The sequence below is a fragment of the Lysinibacillus zambalensis genome (assembly GCF_040183165.1).
GTDB lineage: Bacteria > Bacillota > Bacilli > Bacillales_A > Planococcaceae > Lysinibacillus > Lysinibacillus zambalensis.
This window is the reverse complement of the sequence record NZ_JBEGDG010000002.1, coordinates 161,019-185,897: the sequence shown is the minus strand read 5'-3', so window position 1 is coordinate 185,897 and position 24,879 is coordinate 161,019. Positions and strand designations below refer to the sequence as shown.

Below are 24,879 nucleotides of genomic sequence, written 5' to 3'. Positions count from 1 at the left end.
GTACATAAAGCACTCCTATAGAATCCTGTGGCAGTATCATTATTGTAAATGGAAATAATTAATAATTAATGAGGGTATTTATGAAGATTTCTTAAGAAATTGCAATAGAAAACTTTCTTTATTTGTTGTGAAGCAACGAAAAGGATTGGTTAATAGGGGGAAGTATTGTAATTCAACAAAAAAATAAGTGAAATGAGGGTTAGCAAGCACGTCTTTTTTCATTAAAATTTCTTGCTAAAATCATAAGTGGAATGATGAAAGGGTGTAAATATGTTGTATGTATCTAGGTCATTATTGGTGATTCATTACAAGGATTTTGTTTCACACAACAAAACATGTTGGATGGAATGGAAAAGGCAAACGGTGTTAAGTGAATTTGTTTAATATTGGTATTTAACCCTTGATTTTACGTATATGTATAAATAGAATTAAATAGAGGGAGGGAAATTACTTGGCTAATAAACAACATCATACTCCATTTTTGAAAAAACCTTGGGTATCTTCTATTGGTGTATTTGTATTGTCACAAATAATCTTTATTACATTGGAAGCAACAGGGTGGGTTCCTAATTATCGAGATATAAGTGGAACGCTATTTGGACGAATTACTGAATCGCCAATTTTCAAAGAGTGGTTTACCTTTTATGAAACAAAAAATTTCAATTTACTTACTATCTTTTTTGGCATTGTCTTTCTAGTGCCCGGAATAATCGGTGCGCTCAAAAACGTCTTTTCGCCAAGCCTACAAAAGTAATACTTGTTCATGCCAAATACATATGGAATTTGTAAAAATTGCTACTGGCTAGATGATGGGCTTCTATTCACAAAGCCAATTACGGATGCAATATGCCGAGGCATAATTGATGTGCTTTTAATGGGCAAATATATTAATGTCCATTCTATAATTGACATAAATATTAAAAGGTGCTGCGCTATAGTCAACAAAGCTATAGAGACAGCACCTAGTTATTTATTAGTGGAAATATTTGTCGACACGTTGAAGTACTTCGTCAGCAGAAAGACCATCAGCGTCAATAACAGGTCCCGCCATGACAGGATCGCTAATTCCCATGATATCTCGATCTTGCCCAGTGATTACACAAGCATCACATTTTTTTGCATCCTCTTCAGTACGAAGCTGAATAACTTCATAACCTTTTGCTTTTAAAGCGTCTTCAACGTTTGTTAATGATTGTTCTACACCAATTATTCTAGTCATTATTCTTCCACCTCCTATATGTAATGTGTCATATAGGATTGCTAATTATTCATTACATTCATTTTTTTGTTATACATAATAAAAAAAACGTCTAATTTGAATTGAATCTAAATCAAAGAATAAAATTTAATGTTAGGAGGGAAAGTACAAGATAATGTTTTCTCTGTACCAAAAGAAAAGGGGACTTATTTTTATAGTGTTTTCGGAAGATGGGATAATGGTAGTTCCTCTTATATTTTTGCTATAGAAGTAAAATGAATACGATAAACATTGGATTATTATGAAAAAGACACATTGAAGTTTATTTCCAATGTGTCTTTTATAAATACTTAACTAAATAATCGATTGCATAAAGTGAATAATTTGATCCTCTTGAATGGAATCAACAGTAACTTTATTTCGACTCTTTTTTTGACACTTTGTACATTGATGGATAAGTTGAAAGCCTTTTTTGCCAGTATAATCTACTGCAATTGGTCTCATCAAACCTTTACAAGTACTCGCTCTGTCACCAGGAACATTATCCATATGTTTCGAAAATAAACAATTTGGACAATGATTTCTGAAGCTGCCGTTGCTTAATGGTTCAACCATCGTACTACAATTTTCACATTGAAATGCTGTATTCTCATTTTTTCTACTCAATTGCTCTTCCTCCAAATGTTATTTCAACATTGAAGGAAGGGTTCCGTTTTGTTTTTCTGCAATAGCAGTAACAGGCTTTTATAGGGAATGTACGAATTCACCGTCTTGCTCTTCAAAACGATTACTTCTAGTTCCTGCTTCACAAAGATTTTTTTCATCCTTTGATCCGGACCACGATTGATTTTATGCTTTTGTGTCAACCACTGTAAGACGGACTGCTCCATCTTCCACTAGTAGGTGTTCACCTATAATCACTGACTTCGGCATTCGTCCCCTAACGAGCAATTGTTTTGAATAAATCAAACGTCAATCTATCACCCCTTAAAATATGGCATTTATTTAAAGGATAACAAATATATTGAAATATTTAAATAGTCTGTACTTGGTGGACGGAGCAAACTTTTGAGTCCCCGATTCTTTTATTTATTGAGGAAGGTAATCTTGGCCGTTAATTGTTATTTTAGAAGCAGAGATTAGAATAGCTTTAATTGCTTCAAAATATGGCTCTAATATATTGTAAAATGCTTCCCATTTTTCTTCAATCTTTGCTGAATCTTCTTTTCTATCTAGCTTTAAGATTTCTTCATAAAGTTGTTTTAATTGTTTGCTATCTGCTTTATTAACTTTGAATTCAAAGCTAGACATATATTCTTCAAACGTTTGAGGTATTATGAATTCACCAAGGATGTCGTGGAATTCAGCCCAGATTTCACCAAATAAATCATAGTTCTCTTCTCTTTCGGCTTTACGTACATCTGCATAAATATTTTTAAGTTTTGTTATAGTTTCAGCAGGGATATCTATTAAGTCCAAGCGTCCGATATATTCTTCAAACGTTGGAGTTGGATAAAGCTCATCAAGATATGGGTGGAGTATTTTATTGAATCCTTTCATTTTTTCCTTAGCCTTTTCATCTTGACCATCTTTTTCAAGCTTTACCCATTCTTCATAAATAGCTTTAAGTTCTTTTTTATCATTTTCTGCAATAACTATATTGTTCTCATTAAATCCGTAGTCTTCTAGAAACTCTTCAAAAGGTTGGGGCTGCCAACTAGCTAAATAATATGGCTTCGTGATTTTATTCATTTCTTCATAAATTTTATTCATTTCTTCATATTTCTTTTCAGCCTCATCCATATTTTTCGCATTTGAAGCTTCTTTTTCTAGCTTCTTCACTTCACTAAACATTTTTTCTAATTTTGTTAGCTCATCATTAGGTACATTTTTAGGCAAGTCTTTTTTATAAACTTCGAAAGTGTAGAAGTCTAAATAATCCTCTACTACTCCGCCTTCAACTGTGATTTCCTGTCCTTCTACTAAGTTCATTTGTTCTAGTTGCTCGTCAGAAAATTTAAAGAAACTGATGAAGTAGTTTTTACCATCTCTGGCTTTTAAGTTAATCCCGTCTCCGTGGACGCTTTTAATCGTTCCAGTAACTTGTTGTTCGATTTGAACAGTAACACCATTTGTTGGTTCTACTGCAGTGGCCCCTGCTTGAAGTGGCGTCAGAACAGCCATTCCTATTGTTAGTGCTGATGCAATCATCCAAGTTTTTTTAATCGGTTTTTTCATGAACGTATCTCCCTTTTTTTACTTTGGAACACATTGTTTCCAATATTTAGACGAATTACCAAATATAAAGGTTCGTTATTTTTTGGGAAAGATACAATTTTCCAAGATTTCATGTTGAATGTTTAAATGGGGTATAACAATAAAGCTTGAGCAGTAGCAATAGTACAAGGTACATATTGTTGGAAATGAAGGTGTTAATCAATTCCACCACCAGCTTATGAATGACATCGGAGTAGAAAGGGGAGGTATATTTATCGTATTTCAGGAAGGGGGGCTAAATTATTGTAGAACCAGCAAAAAGGGGAATCCCAACAGTCTTATTCATGATTGTTGAGACACCCCGATTGTTTTATTTATTGTGGTAGGTATTCTTGACCGTTAATTGTTAGTTTAGAAGCAGAGATTAAAATTTCTCTATTTGCTTCAAAATATGGCTCTAAAATAGTGTGAAATGCATCCCATTTCTCTTCAATTTTTGCTTGTTCTGCTTTTTTATCTAGCTTTAAGATTTCTTCATAAATCTGTTTTAATTGCTTGCTATCCGCTTCATTAACTTTGAATTCATAGTCTGCCATGTATTCTTCAAATGTTTGAGGCTTTATAAACTGTTCAATGATGTCATAGAATTCCCCGTAAAGTTTATCTTGTAAGTCATAATTGTGATCTTTATCTGCTTTTTGGATATCCTCATAAATAGTTTTTAGTTTTGCTAAAGTTTCAGCAGGGATATCTACTAAATTGAATTCTTTCATATATTCTTCAAATGTTTGAGGTGGATTAAGTTGTTCAAAATATGGATCGAGAATTTCGTAAAATTCATTCATTTTTTCTGTAGCCTTTTCGTCTTGACCGTCTTTTTGAAGTTTTACCCATTCTTCATAAATAGCTTTAAGCTGTTTTTTATCATTTTCTGCAATAACTATATTTTTTTCACTAAACGGAAATTCTTCTATATATTCTTCAAATGGTTGAGGCTGCCAATTAGCTAACATATACGGCTTTGTAATTTTATACATAGCTTCATGAACTTTATTGATTTCTTCAAATTTCTTGTCAAACTCTTCTTCTGTCATTTCACCCGACAATTCTTTTTCCAACTTCTTCACTTCATTAAACATTTTTTCTAATTTTGTTAGATCTTCTTTTGTTACTTCTTTAGGCAAGTACTTTTTATAAACGTCGAAAGTGAAGAAGTCTGAATAATTCTCTACTACACCGCCTTCAACCGTGATTTCCTGTCCTTCTACTAAGTTCATTTGTTCTAGTTGTTGTTCAGAAAATTTATAGAAACTAATATAGTAATTTTTACCATCTCTACCTTTTAAGTTAATCCCGTCTCCGTTGACGCTTTTAATCGTTCCTGTAATTTGTTGTTCGATTTGAACAGTAACACCATTTGCTGGCTCTACTGAAGTAGCTCCTGCTTGAAGGGGCGTTAGAACAGCCATTCCTATTGTTAGTGCTGAAGCAATCATCCAAGATTTTTTAATTGGTTTTTTCATGATCATATCTCCCTTAATTTACTTTGGAACTTGTTGTTTCCAATATTTAGACGAATTACCAAATGAAAAGGTTCGTCGTTTTTTGAAAAAGTTGAAAAGTTTCAAACATTCCATGTTAAGTGTTTAAATAGTTAACATTAAAGTTTGAGCAGTAACTATTGGTCAGTGGAGATAAATGGAGATGAGATTTCCCATAAAAATTGAAAGTAGTGTTTTTTCCACACTGGCTAAAGAAGGTTCTTCTTATACTTACAATGCCGATAGACTTTGAATAAATCCCCAAAAATTGTTGTGGAATCAACAAAAAGGGGAATCCCAACAATCATTTTAATGATTGTTGAGACACCCGATTCTTTTATTTATTGTGGTAGGTATTCTTGGCCGTTAATGATTAGTTTAGAAGCAGAGATTAGAATTTCTTTATTTGCCTTAAAATATGGCTCTAAAATAGTATCGAATGCTTCCCATTTTTCTTCAATTTTCGCTTGTTCTTCTTTGTAATCTAGCTTTAAGATTTCTTCATAAAGCTGTTTTAATTGCTTGTTATCCGCTTCGCTAACTTTGAATTCATAGTTGTCAGCCATGTATTCATCAAATGTTTGAGGTTTTATGAACTGACTAATGATGTCATAAAATTCCTCGTATAGTTTATCTACTAAGTCAGTATTGTAATCTTTTTCTGCTTTTGGTATATCCTCATAAATACTTTTTAGTTTTGCTAAAGTTTCAGCAGGGATTTCTACTAACTCGATGTTTTCTAGATATTCTTCAAATGTTTGAGGTGGATGAAGCTCTTCAAGATATGGATTTAGGATTTCGTAAAATTTTTCCATTTTTTCATTAGCCTTTTCTTCTTGGTCATCTTTTTCAAGTTTTAACCATTCATCATAAATAGCTTTAAGCTCTTTTTTATCATCCTCTGCAATAATTATATTTTTTTCTGCGAATCCAAATTCATCCATATATTCTTCAAACGTTGGAGGCTGCCAATTAGCTACTGTATAAGGTCTTGTAATTTTATACATCTCTTCATAAACTTTTCCGATTTCCTCAAATTTCTTGTCAAACTCTTCTTCTGTCATGTCATCTGAAAATTCTTTTTGCAACTTCTTCACTTCATTAAACATTTTTTCTAATTTTGTTAGCTCTTCATTTGTTACTTCTTTAGGCAATGACTTTTTATAAATCTCGAAAGTGTAGAAGTCTGTATAACTCTCGACTACACCGCCTTCAACTGTGATTTCCTGTCCCTCTACTAACTTCATTTGTTCTAGTTGTTCTTCAGAAAATTTATAGAAACTGATATAGTAGTTTTTACCGTCTCTACCTTTTAAGTCAACCCCGGATTCGCCAATGCTTTTAATCGTTCCTGTAATTTGTTGTTCGATTTGAACAGTAACACCATTTGCTGGTTCTACTGAAGTAGCTCCTGCTTGAAGGGGCGTTAGAACAGCCATTCCTATTGTTAGTGCTGAAGCAATCATCCAAGATTTTTTAATCGGTTTTTTCATGATCATATCTCCCTTTTTTAATTTGGAAATTACTATTTCCAATATTTAGACGAATTACCAAATGGAAAAGTTCGTCATTTTTTGAAAAAGTTGAAAAGTTTTAAACATTTCATGATAGTGTTTGACATTAAAGTTTGAGCAGTAACAATTGGACAAGGTAGATAATGGAGGTGCGATTGAACCAATAAAAAATGGAAGGTAGTGTTTTTTCAAGCCAAAAGAGAAGGGGATTTATATTTATCATAAGTATGGAAGGTAGGCTAAAGGAAGTTTTTCTTAACTTTTATTATAGAAGTTAAATGAGTACACTGTGGGATGGGCTTTGAATAAATCCCCAAAAATATTGTGGAATCAACAAAAGGGGAATCCCAATAATCATTTTAATGATTGTTGAGACACCCCAATTCTTTTATTTATTGTGGTAGGTATTTTTGACCGTTAAGTATTAGTTTAGAAGCAGAGATTAGGATTTCTTTAGATGCTTCAAAATATGGCTCTAAAATAGAGTAAAATGCTTCCCATTTCTCTTCAATTTTTGCTTGTTCTTCTTTTTTATCTAGCTTTAAGATTTCTTCATAAAGCTGTTTTAATTGCTTGCTTTCCGCTTCATTAACTTTGAATTCCAATTCCTCCATATATTCTTCAAATGTTAGAGGCTTTATGAACTGATCAATGATGTCATAGAATTCCCCGTATAGTTTTTCTTGTAAGTCATAATTATCATCTTTATCTGCTTTTCGGATATCCTCATAAATAGTTTTTAGTTTTGCTAAAGCTTCAGCAGGGATATCTACTAAGTCGAAGTCTTCCATATATTCTTCAAATGTCAGTGGTGGGTTAAGTTCAGCAAAATATGGTTTGAGGATTTTATCAAATTTCTCCATTTTTTCGTTAGCTTTTTCCTCTTGACCATCTTTTTCAAGTTTTACCCATTCTTCATAAATAGCTTTAAGCTCTTTTTTATCATTTTCTGCAATAATTATATTTTTTTCGATAAATTCAAAATCTTCTATATATTCTTCAAACGTTTGAGGTTGCCAATTAGCTAATACATATGGTCTTCTAATTTTATCCATATCTTCATAAATTCTTCCGAGTTCTTCAGATTTCTTGTCAAGCTCTTCTTCTGTCATTTCACCCGACAATTCTTTTATCAGCTTTTTCATTTCATTAAACATTTTTTCTAATTTTGTTAAATCTTCAGTTGTAACACCTTTAGGCAAGGCCTTTTTATATACTTCGAAAGTGTAAAAGTCTGAATATTCTTCTACTACGCCACCTTCAACTGTGATTTCCTGTCCTTCTACTAATTTCATTTGTTCTAGTTGTTCATCAAATTTAAATAAACTGATATGATAGTTTTTACCATCTCTACCTTCTAGATGAATCTCGTCATAGTTAATGCTTGTAATCGTTCCTGTTATTTGTTGTTCGATTTGAACAGTAACACCATTTACTGGTTCTACTGAAGTAGCTCCTGCTTGAAGGGGCGTTAGAACAGCCATTCCTATTGTGAGTGCTGAAGCAATCATCCAAGATTTTTTAATCGGTTTTTTCATGATTATATCTCCCTTTTTTTACTCTATAAAATAAAGTTTACAATATTTAGACGAATTACCAAATAGAAAGGTTCGTCGTTTTTTGAAAAAGTTTTAAAAATTCCATATAAATAATGAGTGTGTTAATAATTTTCACCACCTGCCTATGGATGCATCGAAGGAGAAGGGGGAATCTATCATATTTATGGAAGGAAGGTTTAAAGGAAGTTCTTTCATTGTGGCATCAACAAAAAAGGGGATCCCAACAGTCATGTTAATGATTGCTGGGACTCCCGATTCTTTTGCTTAATGTGGTAGGAATTCTTGGCCATTAATTGTTAGTTTAGAAGCTGAGATTAGAATATCTTTATTTGCTTTAATATATGGCTCTAAAATAGTATTGAATGCTTCCCATTTCTCTTTTATTTTCGCTTGTTCTTCTTTTTTATCAAGCTTTAAGATTTCTTCATAAAGCTGTTTTAAATGCTTTCTATCCGCTTTATTAACTTTGAATTGATAAACAGCCATGTATTTTTCAAACGTTGGAAGTATACTAAACTGATCAATGATGTTATAGAATTCATCCCAAAGTTTTCTAGTTAATTTGTAATTGTCATTGTCATCTCCTTTTGCTTTTCGGATATCCTCATAAATAGTTTTTAGTTTCGCTAAATCTTCAGCAGAGATATCTAATTTAATGCCTCCAATGTATTCTTCAAATGTTGGAAGTGGATATAGTTGGTCATAATATGGTTTGAGGATTTTGTGGAATTTTTCCATTTTTTTATTAGCCTCATCTATTTGAACATCTTTTTCAAGTTCTACCCACTCTTCATAAATAGCTTTGAGCTCTTTTTTATCATTTTCTGCAATAATTATATTTTTTTTACTAAGTCCGTAAATTTCTAGATACTCTTCAAATGGTTGAGGCTGCCAACTAGCTATCGTATATGGCCTTTCGATTTTATACATAGCTTCATAAATTTTTGTGATTTCTTCAAATTTTTTGTCAAACTCTTCTCGTGTTAATTCACCCATTTCAGCCTCCAGATTTTTTTCCAACTTTGCAACTTCATTAAACATTTTCTCTAATTTTGTTAGATCTTCATTGGTTACTTCTTTAGGCAATTTCTCATTTTTATACACTTCGAAAGTGTAAAAGTCTGTATGACTCTCTACTACACCGCCTTCAACTGTAATTTCCTGTCCTTCTACTAAGTTCATTTTTTCTCGTTGTTCTTTAGAGAATTTATAAAAACTGATATAGTAGTTTTTACCGTCTCTACCTTTTAAGTAAACCCCGGATCCGTCAATGTTAAAGCCTGTAATCGTTCCTGTAATTTGTTGTTCGATTTGAACAGTAACACCATTTGTTGGTTTTACTGAAGTAGCTCCTGCTTGTAGAGGCGTTAGAACAGCCATTCCTATTGTTAGTGCTGAAGCAATCATCCAAGATTTTTTAATTGGTTTTTTCATGATTATATCTCCCTTTTTTAATTTGGAAATTGAAATTTCCAATATTTAGACGAATTTCCAAATGAAAAAGTTTCGTCATGTTTTGAAAGAAGTTTAAAAGTTTAAAACGTTCCATATAAGTGCTTAAATGGTTGTATAACAATTAAATTGAATGGCGAAATTTAGATATCTATTATTTTATATTCCAATTTGATAGGTGGTGCGAACTTGGGAATTGCTGAAGTTTTAACAATTGTCTTTGTAGTATTAAAACTTTCGGGTGTGATTGCATGGTCATGGTGGTTAGTTCTTTTGCCAGCGATTATATCTTTTAGCGTGTATGCATTGATTTTGGTGATGAAGTTAGTAATGGTGTTAATAGCCGTAGTGGCAGTGAAAAAACGTAGTCGAGGAATTAAATAAAGGAGATGGATACTAATGATTAAAGCTGTGATTTTTGATTTAGATGGAACATTGCTAAATCGAGATAGTTCTGTTCGCTCATTTATAGATCAGCAATACGAGCGTTTAATACCACATCTATCTCATATTTTAAAAGAAAATTATGTTCATCGCTTTATTGAGTTCGATAATCATGGATATGTATGGAAAGATAAAGTCTATCAGCAATTAATCAAAGAATATTCTATCATGTTGTCTTCGGAAGAGATGTTAGAGGATTACTTACAGGAATTTAAAAATCATTGTGTTCCATTTGAACATTTGAATAGTATGTAGCGCAATTTGAAAAAGCAGGGCCTAAAACTTGGTATGATAACGAATGGAAATCGACTAATGCACTATCCTACTAGTAATGTCCAGATTATAAAATCAACTACAGCATACAATATCGTTGCTTAAGGTGCTGGCTGTAAAGTATTAGATTATTTCACAGAAGAGCTACTGCCATGAAAAGTAAGTGCTAAAAACAAAACGATTGGATGTTATACTTTCATGGAATTTTAAAAATTCGATGTTCAGCTTTTTAATTAAAGCCAAAGAATAAGTTAGTGAGGTATTAAAATAATGATGAAAATAGTACCCCCTAAGCCTTTTTTCTATAAAGGTGAAGAGAAGGCCGTTTTACTTTTACATTCTTTTACTAGCAATACTATTGATATGAAAAAGTTAGGGAAGTATTTACAAAAGAACAATTATTCTTGCTACGCACCATTATATACTGGGCATGGTTTAACAGCAGAAGAACTTCTCACATTTAGACCATCAGATTGGTGGCAAGATGTCCTAAACGGTTACCAGTTGTTGAAGAATGAAGGTTTTGAAAAAATAGCTGTGATTGGTCTTTCTCTCGGTGGTGTGTTTGCATTAAAAGTTGGTCAAGAGTTGGAGATTAATGGTGTTGTGACAATGTCAGTGCCAACAAACAGGGAAGCTGCTTTTCTACAGAAGCGTGTCTTTCATTATGCAAAAGGATACAAACAACTTGAAGGGAAAAATGAAGAGCAAATAAATTTAGAAATGAAACTTCTTCAAAATATGTCGATCGATTCATTAGTTGAGTTCCAACAGCTAATTAGTACAACGATGGATAAATTAGCACTTGTAACCTCACCAATTCGTATATTATATGGTGAATTAGATGAGCTGTTGTATAAAGAGAGTGCAGAGGTGATTTTTCAAAACGTTGCAACGAATCATAAAACAATAAAGGGGTATCCGAACTCTAAACATTTAATGACAATAGGTACGGACATTAACGACGTGAACAAAGATATTCTTACATTCTTAAATGATTTAACTTGGTAGTTTTAATGAAACTTTAACTAACAGTTAAGAAGGAGTAACGCTGTTCCTTTTTAATATTTGTGTATGTATGTGCCTATTAAGCTTTGTAAAAAAGATTGATCACAGTTTGATTGAAATCACCTCGCTAGTTATTCTTAGAGGTGATTTTTATGTTGGATATGTATGTTAAAATTGATTTGACGATTGTTAAGAAATGTACTTAAACTAACGTTGCAGTTTAAGATAGAAGGACACATGTGCAATAAAACGCATCTTGATTCAATAAGGGAAAGTGATGAAAATGAAAAAAATTAGTTTGATTTTGTCCTTAATGTTTTTTTCAATGGGTTTATTTGGCTGCCAACAAAACAATGACAAAAAGGTTGATAATGCAACGCTTAATACCGAAAACTTGGGAATGAATGCGGAAGTCACTGAGGGAGACTTTGTTTACCGACTTGTAACAGAAAAAGCTGAGTATGGTGAGAATGAACCTTTAAAAATATATGCAGAACTAGAATATATAGGTGATAAGGAAGAGGTTAAAATATCTCATGCTGCTTCGCCATTTTATTTTCCGATGGTGGAGACGACACGAAATTATGAAATTAGTTACCGTATGGAGGAACCGGCATTAAGTACAGTTATTTTTAAAGGAGAACCACTTCGTACAGAATATAGGGGGAGTGGCGGTTACGGTTCGCAGGACAAAAAAGAATATATCGAATTTATGAAGCGAATTATGAATCAGGAATTTCCAGAGGGACAATATGTTGTAAATGGTATTGCTGACTTTAATGTTATCGCTAACGAGGAAACGAAACAGAAGAAAGAATATAAACTAAAAGCACAAGTTGAATTTAGAGTCAACAACATGAAAAACAGCTGAATGCATATGTTCAGCTGTTTTTTGAGTATGTAAGGTAGTAATGAATTTTTAATAGAATTCATACAATATCCTCTTAGCTCATTTATTTGTTTGATATGTTTTGACTGCAGGAGGAACATAGGCTGCACATTTATCTAGTAGAGCCGCAACTTCTTCATCTACAAGTAGGGCATTTCTAGATTGGGCTTGAAAAATTGTTCGTTTTGCATATGGTCAAATAACCCAATGAGTAAATCATAATAATGATTGATATTTAAAATACCACAAGGCTTTTGCAGAAGACCGATTTGATTCCAAGTGAATACTTCGAATAATTCTTCTAGCGTACCAGGTCCTCCAGGTAAAGCAATAAAGCCGTCAGCTAGTTCCATCATTTTGCTTTTACGTTCATGCATTGAATTGACGACAATTAGCTCTGTTAAATGCTTATGAGAAATTTCACGCTCCTCTAACAACGTCGGAATAACCCCAATGACCTTGCCCCCTTCACGAAGAACCGTGTCAGCTACTGTACCCATCACACCAACACTCGCTCCGCCATAAATTAACGTAATATTCCGTTTTACTAGTTCTTTTCCTAGAAGAATAGCCCCTTCTTTATATGCTTCAGAAGCGCCGATGCTCGATCCGCAAAATACTGCAATACTATTCATAATGGTTCCTCCATATCTGAGTTTTTCCGCAATAACGGTTAGTGAAGTGGGGATTAAAAACTTCACCGATTCACTTTTATAGTATAATTTAATTATAAGAGGAATGAAATGGAGGAAATGGAAATGGGATTAAATCAGTTTCAAAAATTCGTGAAAGATTACTATGATGCTCGTGGTTGGTCTGATTTAAGTATTTTTACGCGTATTGGCTTTCTAGCTGAAGAAACTGGGGAAGTAGCAAGAGCTATACGAGCGTTGGAAATTGGTAGGGATCGACCAGATGAAAAGATTCAATCCTATGAAGAAAATAAGCAAGAATTAGTAGAGGAGCTTGGAGATGTTTTAGGGAATATTATCGTGATTGCTAATAAATATGATATTTCACTTGAAGAAATTTTTTCAGCTCATCAGGATAAGCTAATGGAGCGTTATAAAGCATAGAGATACATATGGAAAGGGGAAAGATATGGATTATCAAGTAGAGATTTTATTAGAAAATAACGATGATTTTACTACGTTTTTAAATACAAAGATTAGAGAGTACAACGATGAACATTCACCGTATCATAAAGAAAGTAGAAAAAAAGGTTCTGTTCGTCCGTTGAATATAATCGTAACCGATTTTCAACAGCAATGGATTGGCGGTATCACTGCTGAGGTTTATTGGGGGTGGGTAGAAATCAATAAGTTTTGGTTTAGTCAAGAATTCCGTGGAAAAGGTATTGGAGGACAGCTACTAGCGAAAGCTGAAGAAACAGCCAAGCAAATGGGGGCTACGAAGGCATTGTTAACTACCTATGATTTTCAAGCACGTACGTTTTATGAAGCAAGGGGTTATCAAGTAGTAGGAGAAATAAAAGATTATCCTCCTGGCAGTAGCTATTTTACCATGGTAAAAACACTGATTTAACTTCTTTAATATGGGGGGTGTCAAATGAAAAAGAGCCCCCTTGAATACATAAAGATTGCAAGGTTTGTTATAAGCTAACGAAGCATAGAAATTATAGAAAATAGGGAGCGGGTTTATATTAGTATAAAAGGTAAAAGAATCAGTTGGGTATTAGGAGGATTCGTTGTAATAACTATTGGTTTTATTTCTTTAATGACTTGGTTTTATCCATACTCCTCTTTCAGTGTAAAAAAAAGTTATGCCTACCATCCAGATAGGGTTTTATATAGCGGTAAAAGCTATGAAGCAATCCTCAGTGAGTTTAAAGAATCCTATCAAAAAGATTTAAATGCAGATATAGATAACGAATATCCAAATCTTACGATAAACCGAACACAATATGTACTGCCTATTTTTGAACAAGATTGGTTAATGAGTAAAGATTCTATCCCATTTGATGCAATGAAATTAGACAAGATGCTTTTAGATGTAAAACAAGTTCGAGAGGTTTTGTTAGAACTTGTTGTTCAAGTGAATTATACAAGTGAAGAAAGAGATTATTTGGTTAATAATATAAAAACTCTATTATCATTAGAAGATAATATTACTCAATTAAAAAATGACAAGTACTTGTCCAGACAGGAACTGAAAATTCAATTTCATAATCTATACGTAGAATATATACATAACTTTGATTTGTTTGTGACTTTTTATGAAAGGTCACACCATTGAGGAGTGTTTTTCAACGAACGGTGCAGGTAAGTTGAATAAGAATGTGCAATAAAGTGGGAAAAACATAAAGAATTAGGGGATTTTGGTGAGCATATCAATAGAAAACAAACAAATTGCTCAATTAGCACTGAAAGCATTTGGGGGTAAATCTAAAGTTTTTAAATATTGGGATAAAAATAACGAAAGTTCAATAGATATTCTTTCATCTAAATACATTAAATTTGCTGATGATGTAATGTCATTTTCTACAATTGGTCTTTCTGATTTTTCGATTGGTTATGAAAACAATGAACTACCGTTAAGAGTTGAATTGGTAGGTGCAAGTGATTTTGAATGCTTTCCTAACATACTTGGTACGTGTGCGTTTAATATAATTAATTCTAAATTTGAATGCCATCCTGGTGCAATATATAAAGACGTAGTTAATATGTATATGCCAAATAGTTCTATGAAACATATTTTATTTACAAGTCCATTTTTATGGAAAGATAAATTGCAAACAGTAAATTTCGAAAAAAAACAAGTTACATGGTTAATGATTATCCCCATCTCAGAAGAAGAAAAAAGTTATGCAGATAAATTTGGAGTTAAGACTTTAGAAGATATATTCGAAGAGAAACAAATCAACGTGTTTGACTTAGAGCGAAATTCAATAATTTAAATTCTAATTGAACTAACGTGGAGCTTTATTTGAATAAGATAGACAAACCAGAAGCAATAATTTGAAAAAACACCCATTATTAAAGAATTTAAGGGCATTTGTAATCTCTTCTTTCAGATGATTGATCTGAAAAATATATGGTTGAATGATGACTAAAAAAACGCGCTAATGTCAACCTTATAATAAAGGGGAGATTTAGTGTGTATTCGATATCAAACTTTAAATTACTTGTAGATAAGCAGGCAGAAATTGATACGCTTCATCAAAATTGTGATAATTTAATACAGACAACTGTAACACCTAAAATGGATGCGGAAGTCAATACATTGTTAGATGCCATTAATAAAAAATTAACTGAACAAGGCTTTACCATTACAGTGACATCTACTGGACTAATCGCAAATTATAATGAAGCAGTTATTAATGTTGACAAGCATTCGAAAGATTTGGAAGAGTGCTTTTTCATTAATTTGAATAGTTATGCGGAGGATCAAGTTTCCCTTGTTTTAGACGTTTCCGATACAATGATGCCAAAGATCTCTAATAACCTTGATGGCTATTCTGAGATTATCGAGCAAATGACCGATACATTAAAGTACGCAAAAAGTCTTGAAAAAGCTTGTACTTCACCAAAGTTTATTTATAAAACGCAAAGCAATATTATTTTTCATTCGGCTGAAGAGGTAGTCAATTATTATTTTCAGTAAATAAAAGGCCACCCTAATAGATATATAGGGTGGCCAGTAAAGGAAGCGCTATTGATTTATATATTCCCGCTACAATAGTTTAATCAATAAATTTTCTTCCGAATATGAAAAGAATCATCGTTAAGATGAAGAAATATAGTGGCATAATTATCAAAGAACCAGTATGCAGGAAACTCATACCTGATGTTATGCAGCTTACGAGTAAGTAATAGCCTAAGCTGAAAATCGCGCCAGCTGTCCCGATAACGTCCTGAAAGTTGACAAGCGCAAGGCTTAGGCAATTAGGTAGAGCAATTCCTGATCCTAATAATGTAATAAAAATGGTCACTAACATGCCTATTAGTAAGACGATAGTAGGCAATGGTAATGTACTAACGATTAGTAGTAATAAAGCGCCGACAGTCATGACCAAACAACCGAGATGAATAACTTTTTCTGGCTGATATTTGTTGACTAGTCGTTTAGAAATCATGGCACCGATAATAGAGGCGAGAGCCACAATTATACCAAGAAATCCATAAAGTCCAGGGAATAAATTGAAGTGGTCAATAAAGATAAAAGGAGCTTCAGCATAGTAACTGAATAACACACCATTTATCCCACCAATTAGTAACCCAAAGACAAGAACCCGTGGAGATGAAATCATTCGTTTTACAACTGGAAAAATAGCCGTTCTTTTTCTAGTTGATTGTTCTGTTGTTTCAGGAAGTCTGAAATAAGCATAGATAAACAACAAAATACTCATCGCAACGAGTACAAAGAAAACAGCTCTAAAACCAAGTGCTTGATCGACCCAACCACCAATCAGCGGCCCTACAGCAGGAGTAAATGCAATGACTGCAGAAATTTGCGCAAACATCGCATGTCTTTTACTGCCGGATACACTTTCTCGCAAAATGGTTTGCGTAATAATGGAGCCTGTCGATGCCCCAAAAGCTTGAATAAATCTACTTACTAATAGAAAAGTGATCGTTTCTGCGTAAAAACACATGAAACTTCCAATACCATAAAATATTAAACCGCCTAGCATGGCCGGTCTTCGTCCAATAAAATCAGAAAGCCATCCCCAACAAAAGACACCGATAGCAAACCCTATAAAATAAATACTTAAAGTTAACTGTACAGAGCGATTTGAAGCATTTAATGCATCTGAAATATCAGGTAGAGATGGTGTATAGATTGTCTCGCTAATCTGTGGAAAAGCTACAAGAACAATCATTAATAACAAAGATGGTGCTACATGTTTTTTCAACTTATTGCCCTCCTACAAGCAAATTCTACTTCTTTAGAAAAGAGTAGACGTAGCTAGGGAAACGGCGGGACCATTATAAGTATTCGTTCATAAGATGTCATATTCAATCACCTATATATGCTAAAAGTAGGAGTGCATAGTCTAGCTTCTATTATATAGTTAATTGTAATTTTTAAAAGGCATATATAGAAATAATTTCAATATTTAGGTTCTATACCATACCTTGTGGTTGATTTCCGTTCCGGCTGGGCGCTTTGTCGTTGCTGTCGCTACGCTTTCGCACAGATAAAACATTCGCTGCCGCTTTGCTTTCAAACAGAATAAAGCTTCCTTGACCTTTTCAAATTACAACGTTTAAAAATGTCATTTCTAACTTTTGTTGACGAATCTAAATTTTTAAAAAATTTAAACTTGTGCATAAAAGGGTATACATATAAAATAGAAACAAACGTTCTTTATTGGGAGAGGGAAAATGACTACATTTAATCAATTACATTTAGTAGTATTCGAAGAAAATGATATTACAGGATTAATCGCACTATCTAACTCTGTCGGGTGGGATTACGATGAATTTGAAATTAGAACAGTGATGAAGTCTGGTGAAATATTTGGGCATAAAAATGCTGAGGGGGAAATTGTTTCAAGTGCGGCCATTATCAGATATGATTCAAATGTAGCTTCTATAGGCATGGTTATTGTGCATGAAAATTACAGAGGGCTTGGCCTTGGGAAAGTAGCTACTCAAAAATGTATTGAAAGTGTTTCAGAACATACGGCAATTATGCTCGTCGCAACGGAAGAGGGTGTACCGTTATATAAGAAAATGGGCTTTGCCACTGTTGATTATGTACATAAATATCTGAGTAACAACTTTTTCAGTGACAAAAACCTAGCCTGTAACGAGTATACAATTGAAGATTTTCATGAGCAAAATTTTGCCGATATAGTCAGCTTAGATGCAGTAGCCTTTGGAGTTAAAAGAAGTAATTTTCTACAGAATAGAATAAAACAATCGAAGCAATGTATCGTTATGAAAGATTCTCATGGGGAAATTATAGGCTTTGGATTATCCATTTTAGGACCACTTAATCTAATTTTAGGCCCTATTATTGCGCCTGATTCTCTAACAGCAAGTCTCATCATTAATACATTAGCGAAGGATCATAATGGAAAATTAAGAATTGATGTACCATCCGGTCATGCTAAATTTCTAAAATGGTTAGAGCAAAGTGGTTTTACAGAGGTAAATAAACCTCCAGTGATGATTCTACATACTGAAAAAATGCCGACTAGAAATGATACACTATTTGCTATAGCTGCACAAATTTTTGGATAAAACATATAAACAAAGTGAGCACACGTTTTATGGTGTGCTTTTTTTGTATTAAAGGATTTTAACGGGAGTGTGGAGAATAAATGTAATTAAAGGGGGAGAAGTTTGTGTTTCCAAATTTAGAGACCGAAAGACTTATTTTAAGAGAGCTGACGCAGGATGATGCGCAAAGCCTCTTCAATTGCTTTTCTAATGAAGAAGTTACCCGCTATTACGGACAAGAACCATTTATAGAGTTACAACAAGCAGAAGATTTAGTGGACTTATTTTCAAAAAACTTTGCCGCAAAAAGAGGAATAAGATGGGGCATTGAGAGGAAGGGAGAAAAGGGTATAATCGGGACAATTGGTTTTCATGCCTGGTCGCCTATACATAGACGAGCAGAAATCGGTTATGAAATTCATCCTGATTATTGGCGAAAAGGATATACGCAAGAAGCGGTTACCGAAATTGTGTCGTATGGCTTTCAAAATATGGGGCTAACTCGTATAGGTGCTGTTGTATTTATTGAAAATGAAGCCTCGAATAAGCTGCTAACTAAAATAGGCTTTCAAAAGGAAGGAATTCTTAGAGATTATATGTATCAAAACGGGCTGGCACACGATACATTTGTCTATTCCATTTTAAACAATATTTAAGGGATCACTTCTTCCACCTCAAAATTCGGCAAAAGCGAAAAAATGGGTGGGGGATAAACGTCCCGTAAAAGCCTGATTCGTTCAATTGATAATGATTGGGGAATGAGGAAAACCCTACTGATTAAAGTGCAGCTTTATTAATAATAAATCTTTTAACCTATGTAAATATATTTGCATTATTGATATGCATTTTATTGGTTAGTAAATGATGACTAAGATGTGGTTTTGTGCTTGCTTTTTTCGGTTATAGTGCTAATAAAGGCATCGTGTTATTAGTAGTGAAAAAGTAACAGTAAGGGGCTTTGATAGAATGGAGATACAATATAGCACAGCTTATTTTGAAAAGTTGGATTTACTTGAAATTCTATATGCAGGGCAGGCAGCGTTAAAGGGAGCGCTACCCACACAAAATGTCGATAAAAGTCATTTAGAAAGCTTTGAACAAATAGAAGCAGCTATTACTAAGCTAAATAAGGAAATTCGAATACTTGAGCTAAACATTATCCAGTCCGTAAAATAAACAAAATAAAACTCATGCAAAAGGTAATGAATTGCATGAGTTTTTTTGTTGCGAATAGTAGCTTTTTTTCAGAATTAAATGCATTTCATACCCGATTATTTAATTATATTGGAAAATTAAGGTTTTTGTAAGAAATAGGTAAGAGAAAAGACGCTTTTGATCGATAAAATTAAAGCAGTTTAAAAGGGGAGAATACATGACCTTAGAGATTGTGTATTTAAATGTTATTTTAGGAGGTAAGAATAATGAAAAAAGTTGTTGGCGGTATATTGATTTGTATAGCTGCAATAATAGGTTACTCGTTTATAGGACCCTGTTTTGCCAAAGTAACATCTGTTCAAGAAGAAAAAGAGATTGAGATCGATACTATTAAAGATATTAATTTCGAAACTACAGCTGCTGATATTAAAATTATACCGAGCGCGACAAAAGATATGACAGTGAAGTTAGAAGGGGAAATTCAAAAGGATCTTAAAGATAAATATCAGTTAAATATAGAAAAAGAAGGAGGATTGCTGAAAGTTTCATACTTAACAAATGTAAACAGTATAGGTATCAAATTAGGAAGTGAAAAGGATGTTACCTTACAAGTTAGTTTACCTGAAAGAGCTTATAGAGAATTGTTGATACATACAACTTCTGGTGATATTGATATAGGAAGCGTAATAGCTGATAGTATTAATATACAAACTACATCTGGAGATCAAGTTATTAAAAGGGCCAAAGCTAATGACCAAATTTCAATGAGATCTAATAGTGGAAATGTAGAAATAGATGAGTTGTTTTCACCAAGTGGGATGATAAACACAAAATCTGGACATGTTTCAATGATAATAGAAGAAACGATGAATTCATTAGATGTAGTTACAACAAGCGGAGATATCCAAACAACTTTCAGACAAGATCCTAAATCTCTCAAAATAGATTTTAAAGGAGATTCCGGGAAGCCAGTTATAAAGTTGAAAAATATTATGTATGAAGACAAAGGAAAAAATAGTGCTATTGGGATTATTGGGGATGGTATTAATACAATAAATGTTAAAACTAATTCTGGGAATTTCACTGTTGAATGAGATGCTTCAATAATATTTTATCCCAAATTAACGGGCTGTAATACGCCACCTTGAAGTTGGGAGGGAAAGGTGCTAACTGTCAGATCGACCATCCTATCCTTCAATTTAATAAAAGAAGCTCTCTTTTCTTATGAAACGAGAGCTTTTACTTTCTTTCAGTTTATAATTGAACTATTTACTTATTAATGCGAGCATGAACTTGTCTCGATCCGCTTCTTCCTGCATTTTATTCTCAACGAGCATTGCACCGTATCTCACATTTGTCATATCCCGATCAACTAAAAATTGAACATTCACTTTTGCAACTTTTTGATTGACAGGACAATCTCCTTTAAATTCTACAACGTCCTGTCCTTTTTGAGTTTTAAAATATACCCAATATGGATTTTTACAAGTGTTGGCAAAGCCAGATTCTAACGTCTTATTACTATTTTCGAATGAATAGTTTTTAACATATGTAATATATTCATTATCTGTAATGTCCTTTTGTGGACCGTAAAAATACCAGAATACCCCTAAAATCCCGATTGGCACAATCCACAGAATGTTCCTTTTGCTTAATTTCCCCATATTTGAAAGCCCCCTTTATGAGAATATTTTATCATCTTTATACTGATTTTTGCTAGCTTACAATAATATTTTCTAGTCTAAGAGTTATTATTGTAGAATACGCCGTTTTGTCTGTTGTTTGTTGATAAATGTTTTTTTATTTCTAAATATTTATTGGAAACTATGAGGCTTATAATGACGTCTTTTATGAGCGTATGTAGGTATTCAACTTGGATTATGTCAGCATTAAGCACCTGAAAAGACAGAACTTGTTACATGACAAAATGAACACCGAGAAATTAAATGCAAGGAGATTTACAAAATGAATTATGGACTATTTCAATGGATTAATGATATAGCGGGGCGCTATCCTTTTCTGGATAAAGGGATGATTTTTATTACCGATAGCGTTCCTTATGTCGTAATCGTATTTATGTTGTTTTTATGGTTTACTGCAAACAAGGAAAAAAGGGTAGAAAAACAATATACTGCTATATACATTGTATTTACATGTTTACTTGGATTGGGTCTAAACGCACTCATTCACATGTTCTACTATCATGCACGACCATTCATCACATATAGTGTTCATCAATTAGTACCACATGCTAATGATTCTTCGTTTGTAAGCGATCATTCCGTATTAGTATTCGCTGTAGCATGTACGTTGCTTTTACGAAAAGACTCGTGGAAGTATCCTGTTTTAGTATGGGCTATCCTAGTAGGTATTTCCCGTATCTATGTCGGCGTTCATTACCCAGCGGACGTGATTGGCGGAGCCCTTTTGTCATTTGGGGCAAGTATAGTCATTATGAAGTCTTCAAAAAAATTGGAGCCGTTCGTACAAATCCTATTTAATATCTATAATAGACTAACGAAACGTATCCCTTTTTTAGCAAAATTCGGCCATTAAGATCTGTGTCAGGAAAATAGTTGTTTTAAAATTTTTTAAGAGTATGTTTTTTATTTACTAGAAAAGCATGCTCTTATTTTAATAATATAAAATTTGAGCTAGAAGTAAAGACTGGTGTAAAGATAGGGTAGGTTAGACTTTAATGTTCGATAGCGAAGTAATGAAAGCACAACAAACGAAAAGGGATGAATATTGTGAGAAGAAAAGGCCATTTCATAGACAAAGACAAAAATCAGATTTTTAACGATGATGCAATAGTTTCAAGTAAAGTTTACCCTAATACTCCTACGTTACAGGAACTTGAACAAATGGTTTTTAATGGATTAGTAGAAATGATATTTATCTGTAACTATCAAACAGAACAAACAAGCAAATTAGAGCTACTGTCGATTAATGATATTAAGTATGAATGGAATACAAAATATAAATATAATATCAGCCTTGATGATGAAGCGTATCTAAATGATTTCCCTAAAGGGTACTGTTTTTTTGTTGAGCTTTGGGAAGGCGAAAAGGGAACTCCTATTTTGGTGTTATTCGAATGCCATTAAAAATCGAAAAAAGATTGAAGGGATAGGTATATAGATTGGGGAGACTTCACTAAATTTTACTGTCAGTTGACCATTAGAAGTCAATTTTGCATTGATATCGATGCAGAATTGTATTTCATAAAAAAATTTGGTAAAATAAAAATACAAATTATGAGAGGACTGATGAATGGACGATGATTAACTAAACTATATTTTTATTTGAAATGAACAACTTCAAACTTCAAATTACAAAATATAGGATTAGTCTGTCCATTTTTATAAATCAGTTTATACTTTATTTGTCATGTTTCGGATGACAATTAAGGAACTATTTACGATCAGTGAAAGACTAATCCTTCCAATTACAAATTGGGAGGATTTTTTTATTCTCTCATAAAGAATCTAATCGATAAGGGGAGAGAGAGATGGGCGATTCAGATACTCTGGTTACGCATGTATTACTCCGTACAAGTCGTTAATATCCATCAAACTTATGCGGAGAAATTTAGAATGGATGGATATGCCGACTTTGTATAAAAAGTAAAAAGTGTTGATATACAAAGGAGGATTTATCATGTCAATGATACAAGTTCAAAATTTAACTTTTTCTTATCCAAGCAGCTTTGATAATATTTTTGAAAATGTAAGCTTTCAAATAGATACGGATTGGAAACTTGGATTTATCGGTAGAAATGGACGGGGAAAAACAACATTCTTTAATTTATTATTAGGGAATTATGAGTATAGTGGGAAAATCAATTCTTCGGTCGAATTTAATTATTTCCCTTATCCGGTTTCGGATAAAAACAAGTATACGCATGAAATCATGGAAGAAATTTGCCCCCAAGCAGAAGATTGGGAAATTCTTCGTGAAATATCCTATTTAGACGTTGATGCCGAGGTCATGTATCGACCTTTTAATACATTATCAAATGGAGAACAGACAAAGGTGTTGCTTGCTGCACTTTTTTTAACAGAGGGACAATTTCTATTAATTGATGAGCCAACCAACCATCTAGATACGGAAGCGCGAAAGATAGTCTCTGAATATTTAAGGAAGAAAAAAGGATTTATTTTAATTTCACATGACCGAAACTTTTTAGATGGCTGTGTTGATCATATTTTATCTATAAATAGGGCAAATATTGAAGTTCAAAGTGGTAATTATTCTTCTTGGAAGCTGAATTTTGATCGACAGCAGGAACACGAAGAGGCAACTAATGAGCGTCTACAAAAGGACATAGGGCGATTAAAACAGTCTTCAAAGCGTACATCCGGTTGGTCTAATCAAGTGGAAGCTTCCAAAAATGGAACAACGAATTCAGGCTCTAAGTTAGACAAAGGTTTTGTAGGGCATAAAGCAGCGAAGATGATGAAGAGAGCAAAAAACCTTGAATCAAGGCAACAAAAAGCTATTGAGGAAAAGTCAAAACTGCTAAAAAATGTGGAAAAAACCGAGTCATTAAAATTAGAGTCATTAGCGTTTCATTCAAATGAATTGATTGTTTTGGCAGATGTGTCTGTTCAGTACGATAACCAAATAGTGAATAAGCCAATAAGCTTTAAACTAGAACAAGGTGACCGAATTGTGCTTGATGGAAAGAATGGAAGCGGAAAAAGTAGTATCCTTAAACTCATTCAAGGAGATCCGTTACAGCATACAGGCTCGATGTATGCAGGTTCAGGCCTCATTATTTCCTACGTCCAACAAGATACTTCTCATTTGAAGGGAATGTTATCGGACTTTATTGAGGAGCATGGGATTGATGAAACGTTATTTAAATCTATCCTACGTAAGATGGACTTTGACCGAATTCAATTTGAAAAAGATATATCTCATTATTCGGGTGGACAAAAGAAAAAGCTGCTTATCGCCAAAAGTTTATGTGAAAAAGCGCATATCTATATTTGGGATGAACCGTTGAATTTTATTGATATTTATTCACGCATGCAGATTGAAGAGCTTATTCAAAAATTTAATCCGACAATGGTGTTTGTTGAGCATGATCAAGCATTTCAACAAACAGTTGCAACAAAAACGGTAACGCTGTAAAAAATGATCAAACTTGTATATCCTGCTTTAACGGGCAGTTATGCCTCCACCTCAAAATTCGGTAAAAGCAAAGAAGTTAGTTGGGAGATAAACTGCCCGTAAATGCCCGATTCGTTCAACTAATAATGAGTGGGGGATGAAGAAAACCCCCACTCATTAAAATTTCACTTTATGAAAGCTAAAACCTTTTAAAAAAGAATCCATTTTGAACAAATTTTTTTAAAAATGGATTCTTTTATTTATTGTAAAATATCGGTTTATTTACATATGAAATGACAGAGATCTACGATACATAACGT

Annotated in this window: 25 protein-coding genes and 2 pseudogenes; 17 read left to right on the top strand and 10 right to left on the bottom strand. The window is 33.2% G+C overall.

All coding sequences use genetic code 11. From position 1 onward, the window contains the following. Positions 1-451 precede the first annotated feature (451 nt). Entirely contained in the window at positions 452-754 is a 303-nt protein-coding gene (locus ABNX05_RS03785; RefSeq protein ID WP_349658490.1) for a YfzA family protein, read from the top strand. Between the two features lie 219 nt (positions 755-973). Here the strand turns inward: ABNX05_RS03785 and ABNX05_RS03780 are convergent, their stop codons facing one another. The 7 genes from ABNX05_RS03780 to ABNX05_RS03750 form a co-directional block, all read right to left on the bottom strand. Further along, on the bottom strand, positions 974-1,219 hold the full coding sequence (locus ABNX05_RS03780; protein WP_197143042.1) for a YkuS family protein: 246 nt from the start codon (positions 1,217-1,219) through the stop codon (positions 974-976). Positions 1,220-1,552: 333 nt separating this feature from the next. Next, positions 1,553-1,864, bottom strand: a complete 312-nt coding sequence (locus ABNX05_RS03775) for an RNHCP domain-containing protein (RefSeq protein WP_349658489.1) — start codon at positions 1,862-1,864, stop codon at positions 1,553-1,555. 423 nt (positions 1,865-2,287) lie between these two features. Next, positions 2,288-3,436 (bottom strand): hypothetical protein, encoded by a 1,149-nt coding sequence (locus tag ABNX05_RS03770; RefSeq protein ID WP_349658488.1) that lies wholly within the window; start codon positions 3,434-3,436, stop codon positions 2,288-2,290. A gap of 353 nt (positions 3,437-3,789) precedes the next feature. After that, positions 3,790-4,938, bottom strand: coding sequence for a hypothetical protein (locus ABNX05_RS03765; RefSeq protein WP_349658487.1), 1,149 nt, complete (start codon positions 4,936-4,938; stop codon positions 3,790-3,792). A gap of 359 nt (positions 4,939-5,297) precedes the next feature. Then, positions 5,298-6,449: a hypothetical protein gene (locus ABNX05_RS03760; protein WP_349658486.1), complete on the bottom strand. Its 1,152-nt coding sequence runs from the start codon at positions 6,447-6,449 to the stop codon at positions 5,298-5,300. Positions 6,450-6,862: 413 nt separating this feature from the next. After that, the gene (locus ABNX05_RS03755; RefSeq protein ID WP_349658485.1) at positions 6,863-8,008 is read right to left on the bottom strand and encodes a hypothetical protein; all 1,146 of its coding nucleotides are present in this window, start codon (positions 8,006-8,008) and stop codon (positions 6,863-6,865) included. 285 nt (positions 8,009-8,293) lie between these two features. Then, a complete protein-coding gene (locus tag ABNX05_RS03750; protein WP_349658484.1) occupies positions 8,294-9,505 on the bottom strand; it encodes a hypothetical protein in 1,212 nt (403 codons plus the stop codon). Positions 9,506-9,670: 165 nt separating this feature from the next. On the opposite strand from ABNX05_RS03750, the gene ABNX05_RS03745 reads away from it, so the two are divergent. From ABNX05_RS03745 to ABNX05_RS03730, 4 genes and pseudogenes are all read left to right on the top strand, one after another. Beyond that, complete coding sequence (locus tag ABNX05_RS03745) at positions 9,671-9,865, top strand: transmembrane Fragile-X-F protein (RefSeq protein ID WP_349658483.1); 195 nt, start codon at positions 9,671-9,673, stop codon at positions 9,863-9,865. 15 nt (positions 9,866-9,880) lie between these two features. Beyond that, a pseudogene (locus ABNX05_RS03740) lies at positions 9,881-10,177 on the top strand (HAD family hydrolase); the annotation flags it as partial. A gap of 291 nt (positions 10,178-10,468) precedes the next feature. Beyond that, complete coding sequence (locus tag ABNX05_RS03735) at positions 10,469-11,209, top strand: alpha/beta hydrolase (RefSeq protein ID WP_349658482.1); 741 nt, start codon at positions 10,469-10,471, stop codon at positions 11,207-11,209. Between the two features lie 280 nt (positions 11,210-11,489). Then, entirely contained in the window at positions 11,490-12,077 is a 588-nt protein-coding gene (locus tag ABNX05_RS03730) for a hypothetical protein (protein ID WP_349658481.1), read from the top strand. A gap of 78 nt (positions 12,078-12,155) precedes the next feature. On the opposite strand, the pseudogene ABNX05_RS03725 reads toward ABNX05_RS03730, so the two are convergent. Beyond that, a pseudogene (locus tag ABNX05_RS03725) lies at positions 12,156-12,730 on the bottom strand (LOG family protein). A 123-nt stretch (positions 12,731-12,853) separates the two neighbouring features. On the opposite strand from ABNX05_RS03725, the gene ABNX05_RS03720 reads away from it, so the two are divergent. The 5 genes from ABNX05_RS03720 (at position 12,854) to ABNX05_RS03700 (ending at position 15,719) form a co-directional block, all read left to right on the top strand. Then, positions 12,854-13,171, top strand: coding sequence for a MazG nucleotide pyrophosphohydrolase domain-containing protein (locus ABNX05_RS03720; RefSeq protein WP_349658849.1), 318 nt, complete (start codon positions 12,854-12,856; stop codon positions 13,169-13,171). 25 nt (positions 13,172-13,196) lie between these two features. Continuing rightward, positions 13,197-13,640 carry a GNAT family N-acetyltransferase gene (locus ABNX05_RS03715; RefSeq protein WP_349658480.1) on the top strand — a complete coding sequence of 148 codons (444 nt, stop codon included), beginning with the start codon at positions 13,197-13,199 and terminating at the stop codon, positions 13,638-13,640. A 192-nt stretch (positions 13,641-13,832) separates the two neighbouring features. Further along, complete coding sequence (locus tag ABNX05_RS03710; RefSeq protein ID WP_349658479.1) at positions 13,833-14,351, top strand: hypothetical protein; 519 nt, start codon at positions 13,833-13,835, stop codon at positions 14,349-14,351. Between the two features lie 85 nt (positions 14,352-14,436). Next, positions 14,437-15,012 carry a suppressor of fused domain protein gene (locus ABNX05_RS03705; RefSeq protein ID WP_349658478.1) on the top strand — a complete coding sequence of 192 codons (576 nt, stop codon included), beginning with the start codon at positions 14,437-14,439 and terminating at the stop codon, positions 15,010-15,012. A 200-nt stretch (positions 15,013-15,212) separates the two neighbouring features. Beyond that, positions 15,213-15,719, top strand: a complete 507-nt coding sequence (locus ABNX05_RS03700) for a hypothetical protein (RefSeq protein WP_349658477.1) — start codon at positions 15,213-15,215, stop codon at positions 15,717-15,719. A 79-nt stretch (positions 15,720-15,798) separates the two neighbouring features. Here the strand turns inward: ABNX05_RS03700 and ABNX05_RS03695 are convergent, their stop codons facing one another. Further along, positions 15,799-16,971: a multidrug effflux MFS transporter gene (locus tag ABNX05_RS03695; protein WP_349658476.1), complete on the bottom strand. Its 1,173-nt coding sequence runs from the start codon at positions 16,969-16,971 to the stop codon at positions 15,799-15,801. Positions 16,972-17,443: 472 nt separating this feature from the next. Between ABNX05_RS03695 and ABNX05_RS03690 the strand changes: the two genes are divergently transcribed. The 4 genes from ABNX05_RS03690 to ABNX05_RS03675 all read left to right on the top strand — a co-directional run bounded on the left by ABNX05_RS03690 (position 17,444) and on the right by ABNX05_RS03675 (position 20,535). Beyond that, positions 17,444-18,307, top strand: a complete 864-nt coding sequence (locus ABNX05_RS03690) for a GNAT family N-acetyltransferase (RefSeq protein WP_349658475.1) — start codon at positions 17,444-17,446, stop codon at positions 18,305-18,307. A 104-nt stretch (positions 18,308-18,411) separates the two neighbouring features. Further along, positions 18,412-18,942, top strand: a complete 531-nt coding sequence (locus ABNX05_RS03685; RefSeq protein WP_349658474.1) for a GNAT family N-acetyltransferase — start codon at positions 18,412-18,414, stop codon at positions 18,940-18,942. 310 nt (positions 18,943-19,252) lie between these two features. After that, entirely contained in the window at positions 19,253-19,462 is a 210-nt protein-coding gene (locus tag ABNX05_RS03680; RefSeq protein WP_349658473.1) for a hypothetical protein, read from the top strand. A gap of 245 nt (positions 19,463-19,707) precedes the next feature. Continuing rightward, positions 19,708-20,535, top strand: coding sequence for a DUF4097 family beta strand repeat-containing protein (locus tag ABNX05_RS03675; RefSeq protein ID WP_349658472.1), 828 nt, complete (start codon positions 19,708-19,710; stop codon positions 20,533-20,535). Positions 20,536-20,706: 171 nt separating this feature from the next. On the opposite strand, the gene ABNX05_RS03670 is transcribed toward ABNX05_RS03675, so the two are convergent. Then, complete coding sequence (locus tag ABNX05_RS03670; protein WP_349658471.1) at positions 20,707-21,105, bottom strand: glucosamine 6-phosphate synthetase; 399 nt, start codon at positions 21,103-21,105, stop codon at positions 20,707-20,709. 301 nt (positions 21,106-21,406) lie between these two features. Here ABNX05_RS03670 and ABNX05_RS03665 point away from each other — a divergent pair, with 301 nt between their 5' ends. The 3 genes from ABNX05_RS03665 to ABNX05_RS03655 all read left to right on the top strand — a co-directional run bounded on the left by ABNX05_RS03665 (position 21,407) and on the right by ABNX05_RS03655 (position 24,580). Continuing rightward, positions 21,407-21,997, top strand: a complete 591-nt coding sequence (locus ABNX05_RS03665) for an undecaprenyl-diphosphatase (RefSeq protein WP_349658470.1) — start codon at positions 21,407-21,409, stop codon at positions 21,995-21,997. 194 nt (positions 21,998-22,191) lie between these two features. Then, positions 22,192-22,548 carry a hypothetical protein gene (locus ABNX05_RS03660; RefSeq protein WP_349658469.1) on the top strand — a complete coding sequence of 119 codons (357 nt, stop codon included), beginning with the start codon at positions 22,192-22,194 and terminating at the stop codon, positions 22,546-22,548. 553 nt (positions 22,549-23,101) lie between these two features. Then, on the top strand, positions 23,102-24,580 hold the full coding sequence (locus tag ABNX05_RS03655; protein ID WP_349658468.1) for an Lsa family ABC-F type ribosomal protection protein: 1,479 nt from the start codon (positions 23,102-23,104) through the stop codon (positions 24,578-24,580). Positions 24,581-24,879: the final 299 nt, after the last annotated feature.